Genomic DNA, 21,262 nt, shown 5'->3' on the forward strand with positions numbered 1-21,262 from the left:
GCCCTACGTGATCGCGTTCTCGACAGCCGTGACGGCGTCTGGCAGCGGCACGTGCTCCCAAATCCGCACCACTTGCCAGCCAGCCTCCTCGAGCGCGCCCGTGACCAGCTTGTCGCGGTCGACGTTACGCCGGAGCTTCGGCGTCCAATACCACTCGTTGCTCGTCGGTTGCCTGCCGTGCTGGGGGCAGACGTGCCAGAAACAGCCATCAACGAAGATGGCGACTTTGCGGCTGGTGAAGACGATGTCAGGGCGGACTCGTACGGCATCGAGCACGATCGGCAGATCTTTGCGATATCGGTAACCAAGCCGATGCAGTTCTTTACGAAGAGTCACCTCGGGCTTCGTGTCCGTTCGCCGATTGGCTCTCATGTTGCGAGATCGGCCCTCGTTCGCGGCAGCGGGGTACGGCTTCGGCTTCGCCTCGTTCTCAGCTGCCGGGGGTGTTACACGGCGCGGCATGAGCCAGATAGTCTCAGGCGCCACATCGCTACGCCACCCCCGGAAGGACTCCGATGACCCGCGCATCCGACGACAGCTCCTTCGAGGTCGTCGAGCTGTGTGCGGGCGCAGGTGGACAAGCTCTGGGCCTCGACCGAGCGGGGTTCAAGCACCGCTTGGCCGTGGAGCTCGACGTCAACGCCTTCCAGACCCTGCGGACGAACATCCCTGGGCAGATCGAGATCAACGAGGAAAAGCGCGATATCGTCCAGCAGGGCGACGTCGCCGACCCCGCTGTCTTCGACCCCGAAGAGCACCACGAGGTCGCACTGCTGGCCGGTGGAGTTCCCTGTCCGCCGTTCACGATCGCCGGAAAGCAGCTGGGCGCGAGCGACGAACGTGACCTCTTTGCCTGGGCCGTCGAGCAGGTCGACAAAGTCCGGCCACGCGCACTGATGCTCGAAAACGTGCGCGGGCTCAGCTTGCCCCGGTTCTCGGGCTACCGGCAGTACGTCCTGGATCGCCTCGCCGAGTTCAAGTACGTCGCCGAGTGGCGGCTGCTCAACGCGTGCGACTACGGAGTTCCCCAGCTGCGCCCCCGGTTCGTCCTCGTTGCCATGCAGGAAGAGGATGCCAAGTACTTCAAGTGGCCGGAGCCGGTCGCCGAGCAGCTCACTGTCAGCGCCGCCATCGCTGACCTCATGGGCGCGGACGGCTGGGAAGGGCTCGAACAGTGGATAGAAGATGCTGACAAGATCGGCCCCACCATCGTCGGTGGTTCCAAGAAACATGGCGGCGCCGATCTGGGGCCGACCAGAGCTAAGCGCGCCTGGGCTGAGCTCAGCGTCGATGCGATGGGCCTCGCCGACGCCCCGCCGGCATCAGACGCCCGGTTCAAGACCGAGAAAAACCAAGCTCCCGGCCCGAAGCTGACGAACGAAATGGTGGCCCGTATCCAAGGCTGGCTTCCCGGATACGAGTGGACGTTCACCGGGCGGAAAACGACTCGTTACCGGCAGATCGGCAATGCTTTCCCGCCTCCGGTCGCCGAAGCGGTGGGAACGGCGATCATGAGGGCCCTCAAACACGAGGGCGAGACCGTTTCGCGTGAGATCTCGAGCCACGACCCTGTGTACAAGGTCCTGCGGGAGCTGGGGGGATACGTACCTGCCGAGGTGATCATCAAACGGGCCAAGCTTCGCAATGGGGTCGCCGAGCTGGAAGAACGTATTGCCCAGCTGCGCCGTGACTTCCACGTTCCCCACGAGTCGGCATCAGACTCGACTTTGACCTACCGGCTGGGTGAATTCAAGGCGTTCGTCGGGCAGGAAGACCACGACCGGCACGAGAAGTTCAGCCAGAACCGGGCCAAGATCAGCTAGCGTCCAGCTTCCGGACATGGGCTAGCAGCGCGTTGACGTCCGCAGAGTCCATGCCGGCGACAACGGACGGCTCCTCGAACGGGTCGCCGAGCTGCTGGACAGCAGCGTCGTCGAGAAGCTTGCCCATGAACTCGAGCTTCTCCCCGAGCCTCATCGCCACGATCTCGTCAACGGTTCCGCGCGTCGCCAGAACGGTTATCCGGGTTTCCGTGTCAGGCGCCAAGCCTAGCCGGTGAATACGATCTAGGCTCTGCAGGAACCGGCCGGCCTGGAAGTCGCGGTCGACGTAGACAGCGTCGTGGCAGACCTGGTGCAGGCTGATGCCTTCACCAAGAGTCGCTGGGTTGGAAATGAGCACCGCACAGTCCGGGTCATTGCGGAAGGCCTCGATCTGTTCATCACGATCGACGGTGCCCCCGTGCACGACAGCCGGCTGGAAGTCGGCGAGAAGAACTTCGAGGGTGCTGATGGAGCGGACAAAGCTGGCCCACACCAGTGTTTTCCGCTTTCGCTCGGCGTTCTCTTTCACGATCGCCAGCACCTCTTGGTACTTTGGCGGCATCTCGTACTCGGAAAGTGATCCGAGCAGCAGGTGCAGCGGATCGTTGGGCGGGACCTCCAGCGGCGGCACCTGAAGTGACAGTGGTTCGTACTTGGAAGCTCCCTCGGCCAGGAGAGCTGGGCTCGTCGCAGCCATGATCAACCTCAGCACAGTCCGGCCGAGCGCATCAAAACCGGACCTGCTCCGCTCAGCTCTGGCAGAGAACCGCCCGACAAGGGCGTCGTAGATCTCCCGGTGTAGTGGAGGGAGGTCGACCATGCGCATGCTCAACGACACCGGCGGCAGCCCGAGTTCTTTCTTGGTGGTCCTGGTGTAAAGAGGTTTGAGCGCACGGCTGGCATAGATCAGATTGCCGCCGTCGATCGCGTTGGTGACCACGCGCCTCCCTCGGCCAGGCCACACGAAAGCCATCAAGCTTTCGAGATCTCGGGGACCGTTCGGGGCAGGCGTACCGGTAAGGATCATCCTGATCATGCTGAGCGGGCCTAGGGCCATGCACGCAGCTCCGTACACGCCAGCGCTCCCCAGCTTCATGCGGTGCGCTTCGTCCAGGATCATCATCGTCGGCACCTCCTGCAGCCAGCCGGTGATGATCCCTTGCGATCGATCCAGGCGCTCGTAGTTCACCAGCAGCACGTCCGCGGACAACGACGACCTGCCGTCGTAGACCTGGACCTCGAGCGTGCCGGCGAAGCACTTCTCTCCCTCTTCCTCCCACGCCTCGTACGCCGATTTCGGGCAGACGACTAGCAGACGCCGTACGCGGCCGCGCCGGCGAAAAGCAGAAAACGCCGCCAGAGCCACGCGGGTCTTACCCGCACCGGGAACGCTGAAGTTCGCACCATGGCCGAGCGAAACGAGCTTTGCCACGTCTCGCCGCTGAAACGGCGTGAGATCGCCAGACCAGCCTGGCTCAAGCTGGTCGACGACCTCGTCTTCGCGGACGACGAGGTCGTCTTCCTCACCGTCGAGGAGACGTTCCGACCGTTCCGCGTCACTGATCATCTCCATGACCAGGTTGCGGAACGAATCCTCCCAGACGACCGACTCCGGCGCTGGCCACTCGGCCAGCGCCTCGACACTTCCGATGAACTCGTCGATCGGGATCAGCGCAACAAGACGCTCTGTCATCTGGCCGTTCGGGAAAGCAGCAAGAAGGCCAGCGAGGTTCTCCCGGAACTGGCCTACGGTCTGAAGCTTCGCCTGTGTCCGGGTCAGGTCGAAACCGATGAACAGGCTAGAACCGGTTACCTCCACTCAGGACTCCAGTTCGAGGATCTGGCGCAGCCACGCAACCCCGTCGTTCTGCTCTTCCACCGTCCGGGACGTCTCGACAGCGAGGCCGCGCAGACTTCGGCGGAAGCTCAGAAGCGCATCATTGAACGCCTCCTCGTCGAGCGCCCGGGACGCGCGCGACATGACCAGCTCCGTGATGCACTGATCAATCTCCGCCGTCGCGGAATTCAGCCGGTCCGGCGCAGCCTGCTTGCGCTTTCGCAGCTGTATCTGGCGTCCGGCCCGCTCGATGGCCTGGTCCATCGCTTCCTTGAGCTCCGCAGCTTGCTCGACCGGCTCACCCGCATATCCGCTGGTGTGTGTGATCTCGACTGTGCGAGCCTTGAGCACGGTGTTCGTCAGTTCACGGGCGGCTGCCACCTCGTCTGACGCGCCCTTCACCGAGACACCCAAACCTGGAATGGCCACCGTCGCCGACGCCGGCTCGGGCTTGAGTTCCGCGGGTAGAGCTTTGTCCAGGTAACGCGACTGGAAGTCCGACTCGATGAAACGGACATCGGTCTTCGAGAAGCCAAGCATGATCGCCGCGAGCCGCGACTCCTTGGTCAGCTCTGCACGCTCACCGTTCGCTGACAGGTCCTTCTGGTAGCGCCTGTGCAGCTCCTTCAGTTTCTCCTGATGATCTTCGAACGCTACGAGCGGAATGCGGTGCCCGTTCACCTCGCTGCGTTCGATCATCGACTTGATGCAGGCGAAGACCCACTGGTCCTGTTTGCAGGCCGGCACGGTGCTCCGGAAGATCGCGGCGATCTTCCCGATTGGCAGGCCCTGGTTTACCAGCTCGTCGATGGCCAGCAGCCGGTTGATGTAGGAGTAGTCGCGGCGGTGCTCTTTCCTGAGCTGAAGGGACAGCTCGACGTCCCGGATATCCTCCCAGTCACAGGACTCCGGCAGCACAGCAACCCTGATGGGTTGCTGTGGCCCGCCCATCTTCAGCAACGCGGCCCGGCGCGTGTTGCCGTTTACCAGCACGCCGTCTCGCGTGATCAGGCCTGGTTCGGTCTGGTCGTACTCGCGAAGGCTTTCCAGCAGCTCAGTGAAGGTTGGATCGGTCCTGCTGGGGTCCGCCGGCAACGCCTGCAGGAGATACCCGAGGTAGTCCTGGCTCTCGCTGCTCCAGGGATCCTCATCGACCAGCTGGTCGAGCTGCGGATCATGACTTCGCTGTGCGCGGATGCGATGGGTCGCCGGGTTGTAGTAGAGGTCACCGGCCGGCAGCTGGATGACATCCAGATGGGCTTGGCCGCCCCGCCAGTCGACAGTCTGCGTCTCACGCGGGCCGCCGGTCTCGGTGACTTCCTTGAGGCGACGCTCGATAAGGGACTGGTTCTCGTCAGACCGGGGCGGCCGACCGTAATCCTTGATCATGCTTCTCCTGTACGACCTACGTGCCGCGGCAGCTACAAACCATAACCGGACTCGTGTCACACCCCCTGGTCAACCCAGAGAAGTGCGCACCACAGCGCGAGCGTCCTCCGGCAGGGCGCGGTACTCGGCCCACGCTCGCTCAGCAGGACTGAAGACTCGCTCGTCGGCTGCGATCCAGCCGGCGAGGAGCGCTCGTTCGTCCGGTGACAGCGCGTTAACGCGATCCACCACTGCAGGAAGGTCAGCAATGAGGTTCTTCGCGCCGACCCGGCACCTGTTGCACTCCGTGACCAGCTGCCTTTCGGTCTGCTCACCGGACAAGATGACATCCCGCCGGGCGATGTCGAGCTGGGCGCCTTCGAAGGTGCCGGCATAGAACTGGCCGGGGGTGATCCCGCATGAACGGCACATGTTGCCGTCATTGGAGATGATTTCCCGCCTTTGCACTGCTCCGATGGCCGACGCGGAAGCGACCCGCGACGCCATTCCCTTCTCCCACACCGGCTGACCGCTGCTCACGAAGCGCTGCTGTGCAGCCGTGAGGGTCGGGTCTTCCCGGTTCGTGTCAATACGCCAGCCGAAGCTACGCAGGTCACGCATCCGGCGGTCGATTTGCGAAACACCGGGAAAAGCTGAACGCATCTGCTCCTTGGTGAACTCGTTCCCTTCGCCGACCTCGGTCAGCAGCCACAACGCAACGCGCTTCATCGTCCCCAGGTTGGGGTCTTCCCACGAAGGCAGCATCATCCACCATCACTTTCTGTTCACGTTCCAGTCACACATCGGAGACGCCGGGTTCGGAAGGCCGGTTCGGAATGCTTCGGCGCTCTTCCTTTGTATCACAGGAGAGCCACCCCTTCGGGTGTTTACAAAAATCGTAAACACCCGAAGGGGTGGCTTGCAAATCAAGATCATTTCAACATCGAGGCACGGCAGTGAGCGCTCCAACAGTGACTGCCCTGACCTCAGCAAACAGGTCCGAGCAGTCGCGCCCTCATCGGGAAACGGTTCAGCCCTCGTCAGCGACGTCGACTCCGGCCCTCTCGCGAATTCCCTGACATCAGAGGCGCTTCGCGGCCCCGAAGCGCGCGAAGTACGCTACGCTCCAACCCGTACGGGTTGTCACCCATCCGAGCAGGCACCGCAACATCCTGCAGGCAGGAGAGGTCGAAGCTGGACTGTCCACACACTGAAACACGCTGATCCGCCAAGGTCGACTCGCCGAGCGGACACATCTCCGAGACGCCTCGCCTGCAACAGGAGCCGAGGTCATTACCTCTGTTAAGCGCGCCCAAATTCGAGAGGAAGCAGATGAGGTTAGGTGGCACTGGGGGGAACTACCCATTGGATTCAACCCTCGAGCACCGCGAACTCGCGGATCTCATCGTGAAACTGTGCGGTTGCATGAAACAGCGGACGCAGGCTGATCGAGCTAGGCGGCTGCGGGTTTCCCCCGCATTGCTATCACGCTTCGCGAATGCACACAGGATTCCCGACGTCGGAACCTTGAAGAAGCTGCACTCACTCGCACAGGAGGGCGACCACACTCGGGTTCCCTGCACCTTGCCCGAGCTTCTCAACCTGCGCGAACTCGTCAAGTACCAGCTGGACATGTCCAAGCTTCGGCGACCATGCCCGATAGCGTGATGCACGCTGGATCAAGCTGCCGGGGGGGGTCAACCCCAAAGGGACCGGCGCAACAGGGATTACCTCAAAGTCGACCGGCGCAACAGGGATTACCATCGCCCGCCAATAACGAAGAGCAAGGAGAGGAACCCTCTGCCGACGCCATCGAACTGCCCATCATGCTACCCGCACCTGCACCATTGCTACCGACATCGCGCCGCGACGGCATCGACATCACATCGAGCCTGGGACACGGGCAGACCGGGACATCGGAAGACCGGACCTGCAAACCTGGGCCGCGGTCCCCGAACAGGGTTTGTGACGGGTGGCACATTTACATGGAGTGACAGTTATAGGAGTGCAGTTACATGTGGTGACCGCAAGGGACAGCATGTGAGAACTTCTCATCGAACACGGAACGTGACCACTCGGCCGCGTGCGCACCCTAGCGCCGGATGTGTCGTCGAGACATCCGGATCAATCAACTGTTGTCGGGGAAAGCCAGCCGGTTTGCCTGGAAGCGATTACCGGCGGGCCTTCCCCTTCAGAACCCCTCACCTGGGCAAACAAGTCAGGAGCTCCATGAGCAAGTCTAAGCGTTCGACCGGCAGTTCGCGTCCCCGTGCGACCGCCGGCTCGCGCCTCAGTGAGCCGGCGCGAGCCGGCGGAGAGCCCAGCTGGCCGTCCACCTTCGCGCGCGGCGCAATCTACGCGCTGGGCAAGGCCGCCGTTGAGTGGGTGATCGACATCGCGACGTCCAACGACAGCTAGTCACGAAACGGCGGTGCATAGGGCTCGTCAACGCGCCGGCGAGCCCTATGCACCGCTTGGCTTGGGGATGTCGAAGTAGCTCGAGAACCTGACCGCCGGCGCGTACTCGCCCTTCACCTTCACCCTGCCCGTCACGAACATCGCCGCTACCGCTGCGTTGCCCGTGGCCATGCGGATGAAGTCGTCCACCGACAGGGTGATCGTCGTGTCCGGGGTCCTGGACAGGTCCGTCGACGAAACGCACACTCCGTCCTCGATCACCGTCTGGAAGCGGTCGTAACCGTCCTCGCCGGCGCCGTCGGAAAAGCGCCAAGAAACGACGAAGTCCACGTGGCGGGCCCGGGAAGGGAGAAAGTGTTCCGACATTCTGCGGAATATCTCGTCCAGGAACACCGAGCGGAGTTCCGGGTGATCGGCGATGGCCTTCAACTGGTCGCGGGAGGCGCGGCGGACGACGTCCACCAGGACGTCTGTCGACAGTGAACTCAGCTCGATGCCCGCGCCTGCGTTTCCCAGCATGTGCAGGGTTTCCAGGACCTGGATGAACTGGTCGGCCGTCAGGTTGCCGATCACCAGCTTCTCGGCGAAGCCGTTGATCGCGTGGCTCGCGCGGATGCGCACCGGACGGCGGGAAGCGCGCAGGCGGGATCGCCAGGGGCGGTCGTCCGCATTTCGGGGCACGACGACGAACTATACGGGTTTCGGAAGGTCGAAGAAACCGATCAGGCCGGCGGCAAAGGCGAGGTCACCTTTGACTTTGATTTTTCCCGTGACGAACAACACGGCCGGTGTCGCCTGGTGGGTGATGAGCCGGAAGAAGTCGGCCGGGGCGATCGTGATCGTGACGCGTGGGCGTTCGCGCATCTCGCGGCTGACCGTGCACGAACCCTTCGAGATGACCGTCTCGTAGCGGTCGTAGCCGCCGTCGCCGGTTCCGCCGGCCATGCGCCAGTGGACGACCGCGTGCAGGTCACGGGCGCGATCGGACCGGATGTGGGCGCCCATCCGGGCGAAGATCTCGTCCAGTACGCGCTCGCGCAGCGGCCGCTCGGCGACGACGCTTTCGAGCTGCGCCCGCGACGCCGAAGACACCAGCGACGCGAAGCGCGCCGGCTCGACCTTGCTCAGGTCGAACGCAGGGGCGCGCTCGGCCAGGCGCAGGAGGGCGTTGAGGAGCCGGCGGAAGTCGTCCTTGCCGAGATCGCGGGGGTCGACCGCGTCGGCGAGTGCGTTGACGTCGAGGGCGTGCGCCTCGGGGCCGAGCGGGTCGAGCCGCTCCAGCGCGTCGAGCAGCGCAGCGCCGCGGAGGCCGATGACCTGATCGGCGCTGGTCATCCCGGCATTGTCGGCCATGGTCACTCCCTCTCCAGTTACCCGAGCGTAAGGCTACCCGTCAGTAGGTAGGCGGGCAAGCGTGCCGAAATCACCCCTCCGGGTCAGCGCCCGGTACCGTCTCCGGTCAGTAACAGGGAGGTCCAGCGTGTCAGAGGATGATCAGCGTCCGCCCGAACGGGCTCGGCGGCTGCCCCGTGCGGTGCGCGAGCGCCAGATCCTGGACGCGGCCGTCCAGGTCTTCTCGCGCCACGGGTACCACGCGGCGTCGATGGACGAGATCTCCGACGTCGCCGGCGTCTCGAAGCCGATGATCTACACCTACCTCGGTTCGAAGGAGGACCTGTTCGGCGCCTGCATCCGCCGCGAGGCGACGCGGCTGCTCGAGGCCATCCAGGCCGGGGTCAAGCCCGACCTGCCGCCGGACATGCAGCTGTGGCACGGCCTGCGCTCGTTCTACCGGTTCGTCGCCGAGTACCGCGAGTCGTGGACGGTCCTGCACCGCCAGGCGATGACGGTCGGTGGCGCGTTCGCCGCCGAGATCACCGACATGCGGGCGCGCGCGATCCAGCTGGTCGCGGCCCTGGTGGTGTCCGCGGGCACCCGCAAGGGCGTCGGCGAGCAGGCCGAGTTCTCCGGCGAGGGTCTGTCCGCGGCCCTGGTCGGGGCGGCCGAGTCGCTGGCCGACTGGGCCCTGGACCACCCCGACATCTCGGACGGCGTGCTGGCGTCGTGGTTGATGAACCTCGTCTGGCTGGGCTTCAACGACCTCATCGAGGGCGAGGTCTGGAAGCCGTCAGAGTGAGGTGATCGTGCCGTCCAGGTGGGGTTTCGACTTGCTCCACAGCTCGAACGCCCAGCCCTCCGGGGTGGACCACGACGTGAAGCCCGCCTTGCCCGGCAGCAGCACCGGTTGCTTGAAGCGGACGTCCACCGTGAACGCCTCCGGCAGACGGCCCTCGAACGCCGCGAGCGCGTGGGCCTTCGTCCACATGCCGTGCGCGATCGCGCGCGGGAAGCCGAACAGGCGGGCCGTCAGCGGGTGCAGGTGGATCGGGTTGCGGTCGCCCGAGACCTCCGCGTAGCGCCTTCCGATGTCGCCCGGGATTCGCCAGATCGCGTCCGGGGTCGGCGGGGCCAGCTGCTGGCGGTGAGCGGACGAGCCGGACGAGCCGCCGCGGCGCAGGTACGTGCTGACGTCCGTCCACACCGTCTCGTCGCCGACCTGTGCCTCGCTGATGACGTCGAACTGCTGCCCCTTCTCGTGCGGGCGCAGGTTCTCCGCGCGGACGCGCACCGTCAGCGCCTCACCCAGCCGCAGCGCGCGGTGCTGGGTGATGCGGTTCGCCACGTGCACCATCCCCAGCAGCGGGAACGGGAAGCCCTGCTCGGTCATCAGCGCCATCTGCAACGGGAAGGCCAGCATGTGCGGGTACGTCGCGGGCAGCTCGTCGCTCAGCCGGAAGCCGCACACCGTGTTGTACGCGGCGAGGTGCGCCGGGTCGACGACGATGCCGGTGCGCACCAGTTCCGTGTCCGGCAGCGAGGAGCCGGACGGCCGCTTTGAACCAACACTGCGCAGGACGCCACCGAGCAGCGCCTTCGGGTACAGCGTCGCCAGGCTGGGCGTGCTGTTGAGTTCGCGGATCGCCACGCCTCACGCCCCCAGCAGGGCCTGGCCGCAGACGCGGACCACGTTGCCGTTCACCGCGGCCGAGCCCGGGTTCGCGTACCAGGCGATCGTCTCGGCGACGTCCACCGGGAGGCCGCCCTGGCCGAGGCTGGACAGCCGGCGGCCGGCTTCGCGGATGAACAGCGGGACCGCCGCCGTCATCTTCGTCTCGATGAAGCCCGGCGCGACGGCGTTGATCGTGCCGCCGTACGCCGCGAGCTGCGGCGCGCCGACGTTCACCATGCCGATGACGCCCGCCTTCGACGTCGCGTAGTTCGCCTGCCCGACGTTGCCGGCGATGCCCGCGATCGACGAGACGCCGATGATGCGGCCGTTCTCGTTCAGCACGCGATCGCCGAGCAGCTTGTCGTTCACCGCGAGCTGGGACGCGAGGTTCACCGCGATCACCGAGTCCCACGCGCTTTCGCTCATGTTGCCCAGTGTCTTGTCGCGGGTGATGCCCGCGTTGTGCACGACGACGTCGACGCCGCCGTGCCGCTCCTTCAGGTACTCCGCGAGCTTCGCGGGCGCGCTCGGCGACGTGACGTCGAGCTGCAGCGCCGAGCCGCCGATCTTGTTGGCGACCTTCGAGAGGTCGGCGCCCTGAGCCGGGATGTCGAGGGCGACGACGTGCGCGCCGTCGCGGGCCAGTACGTCGGCGATCGCCGCGCCGATGCCGCGGGACGCGCCGGTGACCAGCGCGACCTTGCCGTCGAGGGGCTTCTCCCAGCTGGCCGGCGCGGTCGCCGTCTTTCCTTCGGCGCCGATCCGGATCACCTGCGCGTCGACGAACGCCGACTTCGCGGACAGCAGGAAGCGCAGGGTCGACTCCGTCGCCTCTTCGGCGCCTTCGGCGACGTACACGAGCTGAGCCGTCGCGCCACGCTTCAGCTCTTTACCCACGGAGCGCACGAAGCCTTCGAGCGCGCGCTGCGCGATCCGCTCGCGGCCTTCGACCTGCTCCGGCGGGGTGCCTAGGACGACCACGCGGCCGGACGGCCCGACGCTGCGGATCACCGGGTGGAAGAAGTCGTAGACCGCGCGCAGGCCGCCGGGCTCGGTGACGCCCGTGGCGTCGAACACCAGCGCCGCGTGCCTGTCACCCGATGTGGTGACGACGTTGATGCCCGCGTCAGCGAGCTGGTCACGGACCTTCTTCTCCAGACGTCCACCGGGCGCGGCGCCGAGAAGTGCGGGACCCTCGAGGGCGGGTTGCCCGGGCTGGTACCGGCGCAGCGTGGCGGGGTTGGGCAGGCCGAGCTTCGGCACCACGAACTTCCCCACCGGGGTTTTCGTGAACTGCTGGTACCTGTCAGCCATCGGTTGCCTCCCGTGCAGTCTGCGTCACGTCGCAGTCTAACCTACTTGCGAGTAGGTTACAGTGTGAGAGAGCCGACCAGAGAGGTGACGTTCATGCCGCCGAAGAAGACACCTGCCGTTCGCAAGGTCGCGATCATCGGGGGCAACCGGATCCCCTTCGCGCGGTCGAACGGCCCGTACGCGAAGGCGTCGAACCAGGACATGTTCACCGCCGCGCTCGACGGGCTGGTCAGCCGGTTCTCGCTGCAGGACGAAGTGATCGGCGAGGTCGCGGCCGGCGCGGTGCTCAAGCACTCGAAGGACTTCAACCTGGCCCGCGAGAGCGTGCTGGGCAGCAGGCTCTCGCCCGCGACACCCGCGTCCGACGTCCAGATGGCGTGTGGCACCGGCCTGCAGGCCATCGTCAACGTCGCGAACAAGATCGCGCTCGGCCAGATCGACTCGGCCATCGCCGGCGGCGTCGACACCACCAGTGACGCGCCGCTGGCCGTGAACGAGGACCTGCGCCAGATCCTCATCCAGCTCAACGCCGCGAAGACGCTCGCCGACCGGCTGAAGCTCGTCGCGAAGATCCGCCCCGGGCACATCGTCCCGGCGATCCCGCGCAACTCCGAGCCGCGCACCGGGCTGTCGATGGGTGAGCACGCGGCGCTGACCGCGAAGGTCTGGGAGGTCACGCGCGAGGCGCAGGACGAGCTGGCCGCCGCCAGCCACCAGCACCTCGCCGCGGCCTACGACCGCGGGTTCTTCGACGACCTCGTGACGCCATTCCTCAAGCTGGCGCGCGACCAGAACCTGCGCGCGGACTCGACGGCGGAGAAGCTCGCGAAGCTCAAGCCGGCCTTCGGCGGCCCGGGCGGCACGATGACCGCGGGCAACTCGACGCCACTGACCGACGGCGCGTCGACCGTGCTGCTGGCCACCGACGAGTGGGCGAAGGCGCACAACCTGCCGGTGCAGGCCTACCTGACGTTCTCGCAGACCGCCGCCGTCGACTACGTGCACGGTGACGAGGGCCTGCTGATGGCGCCCGCCTACGCCGTGCCGCGGATGCTCGCGCGCGCCGGGCTTTCGCTGCAGGACTTCGACTTCTACGAGATCCACGAGGCGTTCGCGTCGCAGGTGCTGGCCACGCTCAAGGCGTGGGAGGACCCGGCGTTCGCCAAGGAGAAGCTGGAGCTGGACGAGCCGCTGGGCTCGATCGACCGGGCGAAGCTGAACGTCAACGGCTCGTCGCTGGCGGCCGGGCACCCGTTCGCCGCGACTGGCGGCCGGATCGTCGCGACGCTGGCGAAGCTGCTGCACGAGAAGGGATCCGGCCGCGGCCTGATCTCCATCTGCGCGGCGGGCGGCCAGGGCGTCACCGCGATCCTGGAGAAGTAAGGCACGCAAAAGGGGCCGTCCCGGGTGGGACGGCCCCTTTTCGCGTACGTCAGTTGGGCAGGGCCTTCTCGGCCTTCTTCGCCAGCTTCTTCGCGCGCTTCTCGGCCTTGCGGCCCAGCTTCTCGACGCCGTGACCAGCGTCCTTCGCCGCGCGACGCGCCCGCCAGCCGACCGACGGCTTGCCCGCGGTGTCGGCGACGGCCAGCATCAGGCCACCGGCCAGGCCGGCGTTCTTCAGGAACTGGATCTGCTGCTTCTTCTTCTCGGCCGGGTCCTGGAACGTCCAGAAGCTGTGGGCCGCCAGCGTCGTCGGGACCAGGCTGCCGAGCAGCAGCGCCGACGCCAGCCGGGGCGCCCGGCCCGTCGCGAACGCGAGGCCCGCGCCGATCTTCACGGCGGCGTCGATGCGGACGAGCGTGGCCGGGTCACGCGGCACCTGCTCGGGAATGACGCCCTCGAGCTTGTCGAAGGCATCCGTGAGGAACGGCTCGGCGGTCTTCGCGTGCGACTGCGTGTTCCGGAGCACGTTGATCCCGCCGTACACGAATGTCGCGGCGATCAGTGGACGAGCCACACGACGGAGTATCACGGTCGTTGCCTTCCTGGTCCGGGCTTCTTCCTGGTCAACCTACAACTTGAGTGCCCGCTCGGCTCGGCGCCGAACCCTGCTAGCCCTGTCTGAACGAATATCTGTTTATCACTAGACATGCCTAGAGAGCTTTAGCGGTTGACCTTGACGCCGCGTCAACTTCTATCGTCGACGACATGGAGTGGTCGATCCAGGACATCGCCCGCTCGGCCGGGACCACGAGCCGGACGCTGCGCCACTACGGCGCGGTCGGCCTGCTCGAGCCCAGCCGGATCGGCGGCAACGGCTACCGCTACTACGACGAGCAGGCGCTCGTCCGGCTGCAGCGGATCCTGTTGCTGCGCGAGCTCGGCTTCGGGCTCCCGGCGATCGCCGAGGTCCTCGACGGGCAACGCGACAGCGCGACCGCGCTCGAGACCCACCTGGACCTTCTCGAACAGGAGCAGCGTCGGATCGAGCGGCAGATCGCCTCGGTCCGCACGACGCTACGGAAATTGAAGGGAGGTGAACGACTGATGGCAGAAGAGGTGTTCGACGGCTTCGACCACACGCGGCACCAGGAAGAGGTCACCCGCCGCTGGGGCGCTTCGGCGTACGAGACGGGGGACCGGTGGTGGAGCTCGCTGTCGGCCGAGGAGAAGAAGGCCCACCAGCAGGAGCAACGGGACATCGCCGCCGCGTTCGGGACCGCTCGCGACGCCGGCCTGCTTCCGGACTCCGCCGAGGTCCAAGGGATCACGCGCCGGCTGCACACGTGGCTCCGACCGGCGGGTTCGTCGGTGTCCGCGGGCTACTTCGCGGGCCTGGGGCAGCTGTACGTGGACGACCCGCGCTACGGGTTCGAAGGCGCGACGGCGGAATTCGTGCGCGACGCGATGAAGATCTACGCCGAGCGGAACCTGAACGACTAGCGCTGCGTCGTAGTGCGCGCTGGGGGTAGAGACGAGCAGGGCTGCAGACCTGTTCGTCTCTATGTACCCAGTGGACGCAGCAGCGTGCGCCGGGTCGTGTCGAGGTGGCGGACCACCTCGTAGTCGGCGCGGCTGCCGACCACGGGCGGGGCACCTTCGCCTTCCAGGGCCGACCAGCCTCCTTCGTACCGGACGAAGTACGAGCCGTCCGAGAGGAACGCCTGACTGACCTCTGCCGTCAAGATCACGCCGACCGGGTAGCGGCTCTTCCGGGCCCGCCAGTCGTCTTCGGACACCCCGTTGTCCCACGGCCCCGACCGGAACCGCGGATCGAACGGCCACAGGCGGATCTGCCCAGGGCGACGGTCGAGCACTTCGAACGTCGTCTTCGTGCCGACCGCCGGCCACGACTCCACCTGCCTCGGCAGGCACATGACATCGACGAAACCCTCGGGCTCGCCGTCCAGGTCCACGATGATCCCGATGGCGCCCGGCCGTGGAATCAGGCAGATGGTGCCGGTCACCACCGAACCCACCTCGAACCCGATCACCGTGCCACCGTGCCACGCCGATGCCGTCGATGCGCTCGGCCATCCGGTCGAACCTCGGCGACACGCGCTAGCCGTCTATGGCGGAATATCGGGCTCGCGCTAGATACGTCGATAGCTTGGCAGAGTGGACCCCATCCGCAACCCCTTCGCGCCGGGCGCCGGGCAACGGCCTCCCGAGCTGGCCGGGCGTGAGCGTGAGCTCAAGGCCTTCGAAGTGGTGCTGGAGCGCGTCGCGCGGGGGAGACCCGAACGCAGCCTGGTGCTGACCGGGTTGCGCGGGGTCGGGAAGACCGTGTTGCTCGGTGAGCTGCGGGCGATGGCCGTGCGGCACAAGTGGGGTGCCGGGAAGATCGAGGCGCGGCCGGACGCCGAACTGCGGCGGCCGCTGTCCGCCGCGTTGCACCGGGCCATCCGGGACCTCGCCGTGCGGCACCGGGCGCCCGACCGGGTCGAAGAGGTGCTCGGGGTGCTGAAAGCGTTTGCGCTGCGGGCCAACAAGGCCGACGCGAAGCTGCGCGACCGGTGGCAGCCGGGCATCGACGTGCCCGCCGCGCAGGGGCGCGCCGACTCGGGCGACATCGAGATCGACCTCGTCGAGCTGTTCACCGACGTCGCCGAGCTGGCCGCGGACGTCGGCACCGGGGTCGCGCTGCTCATCGACGAGATCCAGGACCTGCAGCCCGACGACGTCTCCGCGCTCTGCGCCGCCTGCCACGAGCTCTCGCAGTCCGGGGCGCCGCTGGTCGTCGTCGGTGCCGGGCTGCCGCACGTGCCCGCGGTGCTCTCGGCGTCCAAGTCCTACTCCGAGCGGCTCTTCCGCTACGCGCGCATCGACCGGCTCGACCGCGGGGACGCCGACTTCGCCGTGATGGCGCCGATCGAGCGTGAGGACGCCAGCATCGAGCCGGAGGCCCTCGACGCGCTCTTCGACGCGTCCGGCGGCTATCCGTACTTCATCCAGGCCTACGGCAAGGCCGCCTGGGACGCGGCGCCGGCCGACCCGATCACGCTCAAGGACGTCCAGGTCGCCGCACCCGAGGCGGAGTCGGAGCTGGCCGTCGGGTTCTTCGGCTCGCGCTACGAGCGCGCGACGCCCGCCGAGCGCGAGTACCTGCTCGCGATGGCGGAGCTGACGCAGGGACGGGACGAAGCCGCCGGCACCGCCGACGTCGCCGTCTTCCTGGGACGGAAGCCGTCGTCCCTGTCGCCGGCGCGCGACAGCTTGATGAAGAAGGGCCTCGTGTACTCCGCCGAGCGGGGCCAGATCGCCTTCACCGTGCCGCACTTCGGGCACTACCTGCTCGGCCGCGACTGACGGCCTATCCCGCTCACTAAGAACATCTAGCTCCATCGCTAGACAGCGCTATAAACCCCTAGCGGGGTTGCCTTGTCGTGACCGCCGCCACCCTCATATCTCCGGCTCTTTCCCAAATTTGCCGATGATTCATCGGCGAGTGCGCCACATCACCGGACATCCGTTGGCTTCCTTGTGAAAAAAGGTGCATACTAGAGGCACAAGCCAACCAAGACCCTTGAAGGGGATGCAGACACCGATGAACAACATCGCCGCCAAGCTCCGTGCCCGTCGCGCCGAGGTTCGCACTCGCCGGGCGCTGAACCGGGCGATCGACACCGCCGCGACCGCGACGGTCCGTCAGGAACTCATCGCGATCGCGCAGGCTCGCCAGGGCTACATGCGCTGAGCTCTCACCCCGTGGCGGTCACCCATTCGAGTGACCTATGCCACAAACTAGTGAAGGTGTAACGCCGCGCAAATCCGCGTCGATACCCCCTACGACCCCGTGATGCTGGCGGACCCCCGACCTGGCAGCATCACGGGGTTTCCCATTGCCCGAAAACTTCTTGCCCGCGCCGCCGCGTCGCGTAATCATTGACTCCGTCAACGACTTTGTTGAGGTGGTCAATGAACGACGCCGAGCTGGCCGAACGGGTCGCCGCGGTCCGCGCCTTCAACCGGCTGTACACCGGAGTCATCGGGGTGCTCGACGAAGGCCCGGCCGACGCCGAGTTCTCCCTCCCCGAGGCCCGGGTGCTGTTCGAGCTCGCCCAGCAGGATCCGCTGGCCGTCACCGACCTGCGGAAACGCCTCGATCTCGACGCCGGGTACGCCAGCAGGCTGCTCGCCCGCCTCGAGTCCCGCGGCCTGGTCTCCCGCGCACGGTCCGACGAGGACGCCCGCCGCCAGCTCGTGCGGCCGACGCCGGCGGGCCGGGACGCGTTCGCGCTGCTCAACCGCCGGTCCACCGACCAGATCGGCGGACTGCTCCGGCGCTTCGCCGACGAGGACCAACAGCGCCTGCTGACCGCCATGCGCACCATCGGCGACGTCGTCGGCGAGCGCCGTCACGACCCGGTGCTTGTTCTCCGTCCGCCACGACCAGGGGACCTCGGATGGGTGGTGCAACGGCACGGCGCGCTGTACGCCCGCGAGTACGGCTTCACCCACCGGTTCGAAGGGCTCGTCGCCCGGATCGTCGCGGACTTCGCCGCTCAAGACGACCCGCGCCAGGCGTTCTGGATCGCCGAGCTCGACGGGGAGCGCGTCGGCAGCATCGCGTGCGCTCGCGGGCCGGACGCGGACACCGCACAGCTGCGGCTGTTGCTGCTGGAGCCGTCCGCCCGGGGCCACGGTGTGGGCCGGCGGCTGGTCACCGAGTGCGTCGAGTTCGCGCGGGCCCACGGCTACCGCGCGATGGAGCTGTCGACGGTGTCGATCCTCGGCGCCGCCCGCGCGCTCTACCGCGCGGCCGGGTTCGAGGTCGTCGGCGAAGAGGATTTCGACGACTGGGGCCCGAAGCTGACCGAGGAGATCTGGCGCCGGGAGTTTTAGCGCGGAGTTCGGCCCAGCAGGAAGAACTCCGGGTTCGGCCGCAGGGCCGTCAGGTGCGCGAGCCGGTTCGACATCGCGAACAACGCCGTGATCGCGCCGACGTCCCAGATCTCGTCGTCGGTCAGGCCGGCGTCGCGCGCGGCCTCGAGGTCACCCTCGCCGAACAGCGCCGAGTCCTGGGCCAGCGCGAGCGCCAGGTCGACGATCGCGCGGCCGCGCTCGTCGAGCTCCACCTGCCACGGGTTGCTCGACACGCGGTCGGCGAGCTCCGGGTCCTTGGCGCGGATGCGCAGGATCGCGCCGTGCGCGACGACGCAGTAGGTGCAGTGGTTGGCGCCCGACGTCGCGACGACGACCAGCTCGCGCTCGGCCTTGCTGAGTCCGCCGGAGCGTTCCATCAGTGCGTCGTGGTAGTCGAGGAACGCGCGCAGCTCGGCCGGCCGGTGGCCGAGCGCGCGGAAGATGTTCGGCGTGAACCCGGACTTCTCCGCGATCACGCCGACGCGCTCGCGCAGGTCGTCGGGCAGGTCTTCGAGTTCCGTCACCGGGAAACGGCTCACCGCGTCGCTCATCCACCCCACGCTAGTCATGGTTGGCTGTCACCGTGACGGACTACGTCGACGGGTACTGCGAACGGGTCGCGCCCGGTCTCTGGGGAGAGCCGCTCGACAGTCTCAGCAATCTCGCGTTCCTCGTGGCCGCGGTGCTGGTGTGGCGGCTGGCCGCCGGCGACCGGGCCGGGCGGGTGCTGGCCGGGCTGATCGGGCTCGTTTTCGCGGCCAGCACGGTGTTCAACCTGCTCGCGACGCGCTGGGCCGGCGTCGCGGACTCGGTGAGCATCCTCGTTTTCGTGCTGGTGTACGTCGTGTTGTTCGCACGCGTCTTCTACGGCTGGCGGCTGTCGTGGCTCGCCGCGCCCGTGTTCCTCGTGCTCACCGCCGTCACGGCGTTGCTCGGGGGCGGGCTCTACCTCTCCGCGCTCATCGCGTTCGGCGTCGTGGTCGCGCTTCTCGTGTTCTCGCGCGACGACGACTGGACGCGCTTTGCCGTGGCGGGCGCGATTTTCGCGCTGTCACTGAGCTTGCGCACGCTCGACCGGGACGTGTGCGACTACGTCCCGGTCGGCACGCACTTCCTCTGGCACCTGCTCAACGGCGTGGTGCTCTACCTCGTTTCCCGCACGCTGATCCGCCGGCGCACCACTCAGTGAGCCGCGCCGATCGGGCGCAGGTCCTTGTCGTGCTCGTCGGCCAGGTAGTCCCCGGGGTTGGTGTCGTCGGTGCCGTTGAACACCTTCATCCGCCGCGCGATCACCGTGACGATCGCGGCGACCACCAGGTTGGCGATCAGCGCCACGAAGCCGACGTAGATCTGGACCAGCGAACCCGAGAACGGGTGCCAGCCGAAGATAGACAGGTTGCCGAGCGCCAGCGCCGAACCGCCGAAGTGGAGCTTGCCGTTGGCCGGGTTGGGGATGCCGTACAGCATGATCAGGCCCCAGCCGATGCCGACGACCCAGCCCGCGATCAGGCCCCAGCGGTGGAACCAGCGCGTGTACAGCGCGAGCGCGACCGCCGGCAGCGTCTGCAGGATCAGCACGCCGCCGATGAGCTGGAGGTCAATCGAGAACTGCGGGTCGATCAGGATGATCACCGCGACCGCACCGAGCTTCACAACCAGCGAAGCGAGCTTCGCCTGCTTCGCCTCTTCCTGCGGGGTCGCGTTCTTGCGGATGTACTCCTTGTAGATGTTGCGCGTCCACAGGTTGGCCGCGGCGATCGACATGATCGCGGCCGGCACCAGTGCGCCGATGCCGATCGCGGCGAACGCGATGCCGGCGAACCACGACGAGAACTGGTTGTCGAACAGCACCGGGACGATCGTGTTGCCGTCCGGCTTGCCGGTGGCCGCGTTCGTCAGCGGCTTGACGCCCGCCGTGATCGCGACGTACCCGAGCAGCGCCAGCAGGCCCAGCACCAGCGAGTACGCCGGCAGCGCGACCATGTTCTTCTTGATGACGCTGCGGCCGCGCGAAGCCAGCACGCTGGTCAGCGAGTGCGGGTACAGGAACAGCGCGAGCGCCGAACCCAGCGCCAGCGTCGCGTACTGCAGCTGGTTGTTGGTGTTCAGCAGGATCGAGCCGGCCGGCTTGCCGGTGGCCGGGCTCTTCGTGCCGAGCTTCGCCGCCGCCGTGTCGAAGATGTGCGACCAGCCGCCCAGCTTCGAGGGCAGGTAGATGATCGCCACGAGGATGACGATGTAGATCAGGATGTCCTTGACGAACGCGATCAGCGCGGGCGCCCGCAGGCCGGACTGGTAGGTGTAGACCGCCAGGATGATGAAGGCGATCAGCAGCGGCAGGTGCCCGACGATGCCGGAGCCGTTGATGCCCATCGTCCGCAGCACGGCTTCGAGGCCGACCAGCTGCAGCGCGATGTACGGCATGGTCGCGACGATGCCGGTGATGGCGATCAGCAGCGCGAGGATCGGCGAGCCGAAGCGGCCGCGCACGAAGTCGGCCGGGGTGACGTAACCGCGCACCCGCGACACCGACCACATCCGCAGCGCCGGGAGCAGGACGATCGGGTAGACGACGATCGTGTACGGCAGCGCGTAGAGGCCGAGGGCGCCGGCGCTGAACACCAGCGCGGGCACCGCGACGAACGTGTACGCCGTGTAGAGGTCACCGCCGAGCAGGAACCAGGTGATCCACGAGCCGAACTTGCGGCCGCCGAGGCCCCATTCGTCGAGGTGGTCCAGCCCACCGCCGCGCTGCCAGCGCGCCGCCATGAACCCGAGCACGGTGACCAGCAGGAAGAGGACCGTGAAGATGATCAGTTCCGGCCACTGCAGGTTGCTCATCGAGCGTCCCCCTCGTCCAGGTCGTCGACGCTCAGCTTGTCCGGGGCGTCACCGGCCGGCTGCTTGTCCCGCGTCATCAGGTAGACGATCCACGTGCTGAGCACGCCGACCGCGACGAAGAGGAACTGGAACCAGTAGAAGAACGGCATCCCGAACAGCCGTGGACCGTCCATGTTGAACAGTGGCGTGACCAGGACCAGCAGCGGAACGATCAGGAGCAGGTTCCACGGATTGAACGGCTTCCGGGGCACCTTCCTGTCTTGCTTCACAGTCGACATCGGACCTCACCTAACACTCCCGTAACCGACCGTCCGACCTTAGAACCTGGGTGACGGGACCGTCACG

Annotated in this window: 22 protein-coding genes; 9 read left to right on the top strand and 13 right to left on the bottom strand. The window is 66.9% G+C overall.

Annotated features, from left to right (window positions below):
* Positions 1-3 precede the first annotated feature (3 nt).
* The gene (locus tag ACGFMK_RS09120; protein WP_392759871.1) at positions 4-528 is read right to left on the bottom strand and encodes a very short patch repair endonuclease; all 525 of its coding nucleotides are present in this window, start codon (positions 526-528) and stop codon (positions 4-6) included.
* Here ACGFMK_RS09120 and ACGFMK_RS09125 point away from each other — a divergent pair.
* The gene (locus tag ACGFMK_RS09125; protein WP_392759872.1) at positions 516-1,823 is read left to right on the top strand and encodes a DNA cytosine methyltransferase; all 1,308 of its coding nucleotides are present in this window, start codon (positions 516-518) and stop codon (positions 1,821-1,823) included. The two genes, ACGFMK_RS09120 and ACGFMK_RS09125, sit on opposite strands and share 13 nt — an antisense overlap.
* Here the strand turns inward: ACGFMK_RS09125 and ACGFMK_RS09130 are convergent.
* The 3 genes from ACGFMK_RS09130 to ACGFMK_RS09140 all read right to left on the bottom strand — a co-directional run bounded on the left by ACGFMK_RS09130 (position 1,816) and on the right by ACGFMK_RS09140 (position 5,796).
* The gene (locus ACGFMK_RS09130; protein ID WP_392759874.1) at positions 1,816-3,642 is read right to left on the bottom strand and encodes a DEAD/DEAH box helicase; all 1,827 of its coding nucleotides are present in this window, start codon (positions 3,640-3,642) and stop codon (positions 1,816-1,818) included. The two genes, ACGFMK_RS09125 and ACGFMK_RS09130, sit on opposite strands and share 8 nt — an antisense overlap.
* Positions 3,643-5,049 (bottom strand): transcriptional regulator, encoded by a 1,407-nt coding sequence (locus tag ACGFMK_RS09135; RefSeq protein WP_392759876.1) that lies wholly within the window; start codon positions 5,047-5,049, stop codon positions 3,643-3,645.
* 69 nt (positions 5,050-5,118) lie between these two features.
* Positions 5,119-5,796, bottom strand: coding sequence for a hypothetical protein (locus ACGFMK_RS09140; protein ID WP_392759877.1), 678 nt, complete (start codon positions 5,794-5,796; stop codon positions 5,119-5,121).
* Between the two features lie 1,461 nt (positions 5,797-7,257).
* Here ACGFMK_RS09140 and ACGFMK_RS09145 point away from each other — a divergent pair.
* Positions 7,258-7,446: a hypothetical protein gene (locus tag ACGFMK_RS09145; RefSeq protein WP_392759879.1), complete on the top strand. Its 189-nt coding sequence runs from the start codon at positions 7,258-7,260 to the stop codon at positions 7,444-7,446.
* A gap of 45 nt (positions 7,447-7,491) precedes the next feature.
* On the opposite strand, the gene ACGFMK_RS09150 is transcribed toward ACGFMK_RS09145, so the two are convergent.
* Positions 7,492-8,043, bottom strand: a complete 552-nt coding sequence (locus ACGFMK_RS09150; protein ID WP_392760111.1) for an SCP2 sterol-binding domain-containing protein — start codon at positions 8,041-8,043, stop codon at positions 7,492-7,494.
* Positions 8,044-8,136: 93 nt separating this feature from the next.
* On the bottom strand, positions 8,137-8,799 hold the full coding sequence (locus ACGFMK_RS09155; RefSeq protein ID WP_392759881.1) for an SCP2 sterol-binding domain-containing protein: 663 nt from the start codon (positions 8,797-8,799) through the stop codon (positions 8,137-8,139).
* Positions 8,800-8,926: 127 nt separating this feature from the next.
* Between ACGFMK_RS09155 and ACGFMK_RS09160 the strand changes: the two genes are divergently transcribed.
* Positions 8,927-9,583: a TetR/AcrR family transcriptional regulator gene (locus tag ACGFMK_RS09160; RefSeq protein ID WP_328446940.1), complete on the top strand. Its 657-nt coding sequence runs from the start codon at positions 8,927-8,929 to the stop codon at positions 9,581-9,583.
* Here ACGFMK_RS09160 and ACGFMK_RS09165 read toward each other — a convergent pair.
* Together ACGFMK_RS09165 and ACGFMK_RS09170 are read right to left on the bottom strand one after the other, a co-directional pair.
* Complete coding sequence (locus ACGFMK_RS09165; protein WP_392759883.1) at positions 9,575-10,432, bottom strand: MaoC family dehydratase; 858 nt, start codon at positions 10,430-10,432, stop codon at positions 9,575-9,577. The two genes, ACGFMK_RS09160 and ACGFMK_RS09165, sit on opposite strands and share 9 nt — an antisense overlap.
* Positions 10,433-10,435: 3 nt before the next feature.
* Positions 10,436-11,770 carry a 3-oxoacyl-ACP reductase gene (locus tag ACGFMK_RS09170; RefSeq protein ID WP_392759885.1) on the bottom strand — a complete coding sequence of 445 codons (1,335 nt, stop codon included), beginning with the start codon at positions 11,768-11,770 and terminating at the stop codon, positions 10,436-10,438.
* Between the two features lie 93 nt (positions 11,771-11,863).
* On the opposite strand from ACGFMK_RS09170, the gene ACGFMK_RS09175 reads away from it, so the two are divergent.
* Complete coding sequence (locus ACGFMK_RS09175; protein ID WP_392759887.1) at positions 11,864-13,153, top strand: acetyl-CoA C-acetyltransferase; 1,290 nt, start codon at positions 11,864-11,866, stop codon at positions 13,151-13,153.
* A 49-nt stretch (positions 13,154-13,202) separates the two neighbouring features.
* Here the strand turns inward: ACGFMK_RS09175 and ACGFMK_RS09180 are convergent, their stop codons facing one another.
* Complete coding sequence (locus tag ACGFMK_RS09180) at positions 13,203-13,742, bottom strand: DoxX family membrane protein (protein WP_392759888.1); 540 nt, start codon at positions 13,740-13,742, stop codon at positions 13,203-13,205.
* A 176-nt stretch (positions 13,743-13,918) separates the two neighbouring features.
* On the opposite strand from ACGFMK_RS09180, the gene ACGFMK_RS09185 reads away from it, so the two are divergent.
* A complete protein-coding gene (locus tag ACGFMK_RS09185) occupies positions 13,919-14,653 on the top strand; it encodes a MerR family transcriptional regulator (RefSeq protein ID WP_392759889.1) in 735 nt (244 codons plus the stop codon).
* Between the two features lie 59 nt (positions 14,654-14,712).
* Here the strand turns inward: ACGFMK_RS09185 and ACGFMK_RS09190 are convergent, their stop codons facing one another.
* Positions 14,713-15,204, bottom strand: coding sequence for a hypothetical protein (locus ACGFMK_RS09190; RefSeq protein WP_392759890.1), 492 nt, complete (start codon positions 15,202-15,204; stop codon positions 14,713-14,715).
* 124 nt (positions 15,205-15,328) lie between these two features.
* Between ACGFMK_RS09190 and ACGFMK_RS09195 the strand changes: the two genes are divergently transcribed.
* The 3 genes from ACGFMK_RS09195 to ACGFMK_RS09205 all read left to right on the top strand — a co-directional run bounded on the left by ACGFMK_RS09195 (position 15,329) and on the right by ACGFMK_RS09205 (position 18,055).
* Entirely contained in the window at positions 15,329-16,519 is a 1,191-nt protein-coding gene (locus tag ACGFMK_RS09195) for an AAA family ATPase (protein WP_392759892.1), read from the top strand.
* A gap of 238 nt (positions 16,520-16,757) precedes the next feature.
* A complete protein-coding gene (locus ACGFMK_RS09200; protein ID WP_323325032.1) occupies positions 16,758-16,907 on the top strand; it encodes a hypothetical protein in 150 nt (49 codons plus the stop codon).
* Positions 16,908-17,128: 221 nt separating this feature from the next.
* Positions 17,129-18,055, top strand: coding sequence for a GNAT family N-acetyltransferase (locus ACGFMK_RS09205; RefSeq protein WP_392759894.1), 927 nt, complete (start codon positions 17,129-17,131; stop codon positions 18,053-18,055).
* Here the strand turns inward: ACGFMK_RS09205 and ACGFMK_RS09210 are convergent.
* Positions 18,052-18,627: a peroxidase-related enzyme gene (locus ACGFMK_RS09210; protein ID WP_323325036.1), complete on the bottom strand. Its 576-nt coding sequence runs from the start codon at positions 18,625-18,627 to the stop codon at positions 18,052-18,054. The genes ACGFMK_RS09205 and ACGFMK_RS09210 overlap by 4 nt on opposite strands.
* Positions 18,628-18,659: 32 nt before the next feature.
* Between ACGFMK_RS09210 and ACGFMK_RS09215 the strand changes: the two genes are divergently transcribed.
* Positions 18,660-19,265 (top strand): hypothetical protein, encoded by a 606-nt coding sequence (locus tag ACGFMK_RS09215; protein ID WP_392760113.1) that lies wholly within the window; start codon positions 18,660-18,662, stop codon positions 19,263-19,265.
* Here ACGFMK_RS09215 and mctP read toward each other — a convergent pair.
* Complete coding sequence (mctP, locus tag ACGFMK_RS09220) at positions 19,259-20,917, bottom strand: monocarboxylate uptake permease MctP (RefSeq protein WP_392759896.1); 1,659 nt, start codon at positions 20,915-20,917, stop codon at positions 19,259-19,261. The genes ACGFMK_RS09215 and mctP overlap by 7 nt on opposite strands.
* The gene (locus ACGFMK_RS09225; protein ID WP_392759898.1) at positions 20,914-21,195 is read right to left on the bottom strand and encodes a DUF3311 domain-containing protein; all 282 of its coding nucleotides are present in this window, start codon (positions 21,193-21,195) and stop codon (positions 20,914-20,916) included. Before ACGFMK_RS09225 ends, mctP begins: the two co-directional genes overlap by 4 nt.
* Between the last annotated feature and the right edge of the window lie 67 nt (positions 21,196-21,262).

The organism is Amycolatopsis sp. NPDC049252 (genome assembly GCF_043197175.1).
Classification (GTDB): Bacteria; Actinomycetota; Actinomycetes; order Mycobacteriales; family Pseudonocardiaceae; genus Amycolatopsis.

Bases quoted from the DNA above. Each gene is read 5' to 3' on its own strand.
- ACGFMK_RS09185 (WP_392759889.1), top strand. From the start codon at position 13,919: ATGGAGTGGTCGATCCAGGACATCGCCCGCTCGGCCGGGACCACGAGC.
- ACGFMK_RS09175 (WP_392759887.1), top strand. From the start codon at position 11,864: ATGCCGCCGAAGAAGACACCTGCCGTTCGCAAGGTCGCGATCATCGGG.
- ACGFMK_RS09170 (WP_392759885.1), bottom strand. From the start codon at position 11,770: ATGGCTGACAGGTACCAGCAGTTCACGAAAACCCCGGTGGGGAAGTTC.
- ACGFMK_RS09155 (WP_392759881.1), bottom strand. From the start codon at position 8,799: ATGGCCGACAATGCCGGGATGACCAGCGCCGATCAGGTCATCGGCCTC.
- ACGFMK_RS09145 (WP_392759879.1), top strand. From the start codon at position 7,258: ATGAGCAAGTCTAAGCGTTCGACCGGCAGTTCGCGTCCCCGTGCGACC.
- ACGFMK_RS09200 (WP_323325032.1), top strand. From the start codon at position 16,758: ATGAACAACATCGCCGCCAAGCTCCGTGCCCGTCGCGCCGAGGTTCGC.
- ACGFMK_RS09120 (WP_392759871.1), bottom strand. From the start codon at position 528: ATGCGCGGGTCATCGGAGTCCTTCCGGGGGTGGCGTAGCGATGTGGCG.
- ACGFMK_RS09135 (WP_392759876.1), bottom strand. From the start codon at position 5,049: ATGATCAAGGATTACGGTCGGCCGCCCCGGTCTGACGAGAACCAGTCC.
- ACGFMK_RS09125 (WP_392759872.1), top strand. From the start codon at position 516: ATGACCCGCGCATCCGACGACAGCTCCTTCGAGGTCGTCGAGCTGTGT.
- ACGFMK_RS09205 (WP_392759894.1), top strand. From the start codon at position 17,129: ATGAACGACGCCGAGCTGGCCGAACGGGTCGCCGCGGTCCGCGCCTTC.
- ACGFMK_RS09140 (WP_392759877.1), bottom strand. From the start codon at position 5,796: ATGATGCTGCCTTCGTGGGAAGACCCCAACCTGGGGACGATGAAGCGC.
- ACGFMK_RS09210 (WP_323325036.1), bottom strand. From the start codon at position 18,627: ATGAGCGACGCGGTGAGCCGTTTCCCGGTGACGGAACTCGAAGACCTG.
- mctP (WP_392759896.1), bottom strand. From the start codon at position 20,917: ATGAGCAACCTGCAGTGGCCGGAACTGATCATCTTCACGGTCCTCTTC.
- ACGFMK_RS09225 (WP_392759898.1), bottom strand. From the start codon at position 21,195: ATGTCGACTGTGAAGCAAGACAGGAAGGTGCCCCGGAAGCCGTTCAAT.